The sequence below is a fragment of the Streptomyces sp. NPDC005963 genome, assembly GCF_040638655.1.
Lineage (GTDB): Bacteria > Actinomycetota > Actinomycetes > Streptomycetales > Streptomycetaceae > Streptomyces.
Genome location: NZ_JBEXVD010000065.1, coordinates 1 through 5,041 on the forward strand (window position 1 = coordinate 1; position 5,041 = coordinate 5,041).

The window sequence follows — 5,041 nt, forward strand, 5'->3', positions numbered from 1 at the left end:
CTGTGCCTGTGCCTGTGCCTGTGCCTGTGTCGGTGTCGGTGTCTGTTTTGGTGTCTGTGGTGGTGAGGGTGTCGTGGATGGCGGTGGTGAGGGTGGGGTGGGGGCTGGTTTCGATGTAGGTGGTGTGGCCGGTTTGGTGGAGTTTTTGGATGGTGGGGTGGAAGAGGACGGGGTTGGCGAGGTTTTGGTACCAGTAGTCGGCGGTGAGGGTGGTGGTGTCGATGGGGTTGGTGGTGAGGGTTGAGTAGAAGGTGATGGGGGTGGGGTGGGGTTTGATGTTGTGGAGTTGTTGGTGGAGTTGTTGTTTGAGGGTGTGGACGTGGGGGGTGTGGGAGGCGTAGTTGACGTTGATGGTGCGGGTTTGGATGTTGTTTTGGTTGAGGTGGGTGGTGAGTTGGTGGAGTTGTTGGGGGTTGCCGGCGATGATGGTGGAGTGGGGTCCGTTGTGGGCGGCGATGTGGAGGTCGTTGTAGGGGGTGAGGTGGGTGGTTGTGGTGGTGGGGTCGAGGGGGATGTGGGCCATGGCGCCGTTTTTGGTGTGGTTGTGGATGGTTTGGGAGCGGAGGGTGATGATTTGGGTGGCGTCTTGGAGGGTGAGGGCGCCGGCGATGTAGGCGGCGGCGATTTCGCCTTGGGAGTGTCCGATGACGGCGTCGGGGTGGATGCCGTGGTGTTGCCAGAGTTTGGCGAGGCTGGTCATGACGGCGAAGAGGGCGGGTTGGATGATGTCGACGCGGTCGAGCGGTGGGTGGTTGGGGTGGGGTTGAGTGAGGAGGGTGAGGAGGTTCCAGCCGGTGTGGGTTTCGATGGCGTTGGAGACTTCGGTGAGGTGTTGGGTGAAGGTGGGTGAGGTGTTGAGGAGGTCGCGGGCCATGCCGTCCCATTGGGAGCCTTGGCCGGGGAAGACGAAGACGGTTTTTCCGGGGGTGGTGGTGGTTGCTTGGGTGAGGTTGGGGTGTTCGGTTTGTTGGGTGAGGGCGGTGAGTGCTTGGTTGAGTGTGGTGGTGTTGGTGTGGGTGATGACGGCTCGGTGGTGTTGGTGGGAGCGTCCGGTGGCGAGGGTGTGGGCGATGGTGTTGGGGTGGGTGTGGGGGTGGGTGTTGAGGTAGGTGGCGAGTTGTGTGGCTTGGTCCTTGAGTGCGGTGTCGGAGTGGGCTGAGAGGAGCCAGGGGTCCAACGACTCACCCCCCACCACCCCCACCGGCTCCTCGGGCCCGGACTCTGCTACGGGGGCCTCCTCCAACACCACATGGGCATTGGTGCCGCTCATGCCGAACCCGGAGACTCCCGCCCGGCGCGGACGGCCGTTCCGCTGCCATGCACGGGCCTCGGTCAAGAGCTCCACCGCGCCTGCCGACCAGTCGACGTGCGGTGAGGGCTCGTCGATGTGGAGGGTGCGGGGAAGCACTCCGTGGCGCATGGCCTCCACCATCTTGATGATCCCGCCCACACCGGCCGCGGCCTGTGTGTGGCCGATGTTCGACTTCAACGAACCGAGGTACAGCGGCCGGTCCACCGGCCGGTCCTGCCCGTACGTCGCCACGATGGCCTGGGCCTCGATCGGGTCGCCCAATGTGGTCCCCGTACCGTGCGCCTCCATCGCATCCACGTCGACGGTCTCCAGGCCCGCATCAGCCAGCGCCTGCCGGATCACCCGCTGCTGCGAAGGCCCGTTCGGAGCGGTGATGCCGTTGCTCGCCCCGTCCTGGTTGGTCGCGGTGCCGCGGACCAGGGCCAACACCTGATGACCGTGGCGGCGAGCGTCCGACAGCCTCTCCACCAACAGCAGGCCGACCCCCTCGCCGAACGCCGTGCCGTCGGCGCCTGCTGCGAACGCCTTGCACCGGGCGTTCTCGGCCAGGCCGCGCTGACGACTGAAACCGACGAAGATGTCCGGGTTCGCGAGCACGGTGGCACCGCCCGCGAGCGCGAGATCGCATTCGCCGCTCCTGAGCGAGCGCACCGCGAGATGCAGGGCGACGAGCGACGAGGAGCACGCTGTGTCCACCGTCACGGCCGGCCCCTCCAGACCGAGGGTGTACGCGATCCGTCCCGACGCGATCGACCCCGCACTGCCGATGCCCAGATAGCCCTCCATATCAGCCGGTAGCTTCACGCGGGCCCCGTAGTCGGTGTAGACGACGCCCGCGAACACACCGGTGCGGGACCCCTGCAAGGAGGTGGGGTCGATCCCGGCCCGCTCGAACGCCTCCCACGCCGTCTCCAACAGCAGCCGGTGCTGGGGGTCCATGCTCGTCGCCTCGCGCGGGCTGATCCCGAAGAACGCGGGGTCGAACTGGTCCGCGTCATGGAGGAAGCCGCCCTCACGGGCGTATGAGGTCCCCGCATGGTCCGGATCGTCGTTGAAGAGTTGCTCCAGATCCCAGCCCCGGTTGGTGGGGAACGGGGAGATGGCGTCTCCTTCGGATTCAACGATCCGCCACAGGTCCTCGGGGGAGCGCACCCCGCCCGGGAAGCGGCAGGCCATCGACACGATGGCGATGGGTTCGCCGTCGTCACCGCTGGCGGCTCCCGGATCGCGCGCCTCGGCAGTCGAGCCGAGTAGCTCCGTACGCAACCAGGAAGCCAGGACACCGGGCGAGGGATGGTCGAAGATCAGGGTGCTGGGAAGCCGTAGTCCGGTCGCCGTGGCGAGTCGATTGCGCAGTTCGACCGCGGTGAGGGAGTCGAAGCCCAAGTCCTTGAAGGCGCGGGAGGCGTCCACCGTACTGCCGGGGTGGTGGCCCAGCACTCCTGCGATCTGACGTGTCACCAGGTCGAGCAGGGTGCGCAACTGCTCGGACTCCGTCAGCTCGGCGACCGTCGAAGCGAACGATCCGGCTGCTGCCGAGGGCCCGACGGAAGCGTTGCGTTCGATCCTGACGAGGTCGCGGAGCACCGCAGGCACCAGCCCGGCTCCAGCCCGTTCCCGTAGCGCAACCCGGTCCAGACGGGCCGCAATGCGGGCGGGATGCTGGCCGGGGGGCCGGTCGAGGGCGAGGGTGAGCAGAGCGTCGATCTGGTCCGCGCGGAAGGGCGCGAGTCCATGGGACGCCGGATCGGTGACGGCCTCGCGCGGGCCCCATGCGATCGAGGTGCCGTGCAGCCCGAGCGTCCGCCGGTGGTGGGCGAGCGCATCGAGCCGTGCGCCGAGCGAGGCCTCGGCGGCATGACCCGTACCACCGAGAACGCCGGAAGGGCTCCGCGCGAGCAGGGTGAACGAAGCGAGGTCCTGATCGAGGGTGAGCTCGTGCAGGTTCCAGGCCGCCCGGGTCTCAGTGCGGAGCGCGTCGGCGAACGCCTCCGGATCCGTGGACAGGAGTACCGCTTCGGCGGACGGCCCCGGGACATGGACGATGTCCGTCGGTGGCAGGTCGGCCGGTAGCCGGGTCAGGGCCGCAGCCAGAGCCTCCCGGTCGGACGCCGTGCCCGGGTACACGTCCACCTGAACGCCCCGATCGAGGTACGGCCCCGTCCAGGCCGTGTCCTCTCCGATGACCAGGAGGGCCTTGGCCCCGGCGGCATCGATGAAGTGACGGGCTGCGGCCTCCGCGAGATCGCCGTCGCCTGAGATGACGACGGTGCCCTGGGCCACCGGTGTCGACCGCTCGGTTTCGGTGAGCGCCTCGGGACTGGAACGCTTCAGCCGGGGCACGTGCAGGACTCCGCCGCGGATGGCCAACTCGGGCTCGCCGGAGGCGAGCGCACGGGGCAGATTCGGCAGCGAGGCCGGCTCCTCGTCCAGGTCCACGAGGGTGATGTGGCCCGGGTTCTCCGCCTGCGCGGCCCGTACCAGCCCCCAAACGGAGGCCGGGCCGGGCTCGGGTGCTCTGGTCGGGTCATCGGCCTCGGTCACCACCGCGTGCCGGGTCAGCACGACGAGCCGATCGGCCACCGCCGCGGACAGTTGCTGTTGGAGCTCCACCAGGAGCCCTTCCGCGTGGTCGGCCGCGAGGATCACGAGAGAGGGTGACTCCGCCGGGGCCACGGGCGCGGAACCCAAGACGGAGGTGAGGCCCGGTGCGTCAACTCCCTCGACCCCTGCGGTTCCCTCGATCCCCGCGGTTGCCTCAGTCGCCGCGGTTCCTTCGATCAGGGCCCAGGGCGGGAGGGGGTCGACCGATGTGGATGTGTCGGTGTCGAGCGTCGGCCAGTGGAGGCTCAGCAGCCAGTCATGGCGAGCCCCAGCGGTGGCACGTTCCAGGGGCCGCAGTTCGAGCGAGTCGACGCTGGCCACGAGGGCACCGGTGCCGTCCGTGAGGCGGAGGGAGTAGCCGGTGGCCTCTTGCGTGACGAAGACCCTCAGCGCCTGGGCGCCCACCGCATGCAGCATCACACCGCCCCAGACCGCAGGCGCCATGTCCTCGTCGATGGCACCGATGGCGGCTTCGAGGGCGAGGTCGAGCAGCGCCGGATGGAGACCGTAGCGGCCCGCTTCCTCCGTGATCTCCTCGGGCAGGGCGACCGTGGCGTGCGGTTGCGCATCTGGAATACGGGGGAGGGGCGCAGTGGGGGCGGTCGTGAGCCGTCCGGAGGCGAGCGCGGTCCATGGGCGGTGCAGGGAGCCGTCCTCGCTGGTGTCTGCGGCGTCTGCTGCGTCTTGGTAGGGACGGGCGAAGAGTTGGAAGGCACGTTCGCCGTCCGCTTCGGGAGCGGACACCGTGAACTGAACGTCCAGGCCGCCCGCGGGCGGCAGCGCCAGGGGTTCTCCCGGGGTGAGTCGGGCGACCGCGAGCCCGCCGAGGAGACGCCCCGACTGGAGTGCGAGTTCGAGCGGGACGGTTCCGTGCAGAGCGCGATGAGTGAGCCAGGGGTGTGCTCGCGCGGCGATCCGGCCCGTGAGGAGCAGGGTGTCGCCGTGGGCGAGGGTGGTTGCGGCGCTGAGCAGCGGATGGTCCGTGGTGCGCAGGCCGAGGCTCTCCGGATCACCGTCGGTGGCTGCGTCTTCCAGCCAGTAGCGGTGGTGTTGGAAGGGGTAGGTGGGGAGGTTGGGGGGTGGTGTGGTGGGGGTGGTGTGCCAGTGGGTGGGGGTGCCGTGGGT

Annotated in this window: 1 protein-coding gene; it reads right to left on the reverse strand. The window is 68.8% G+C overall.

Features of this window, described 5'->3' with window-relative positions; genetic code table 11:
- On the reverse strand, positions 1 to 5,041 hold a 5,041-nt coding region (locus tag ABZ348_RS34455; RefSeq protein ID WP_358939923.1), incomplete at both ends, for a type I polyketide synthase.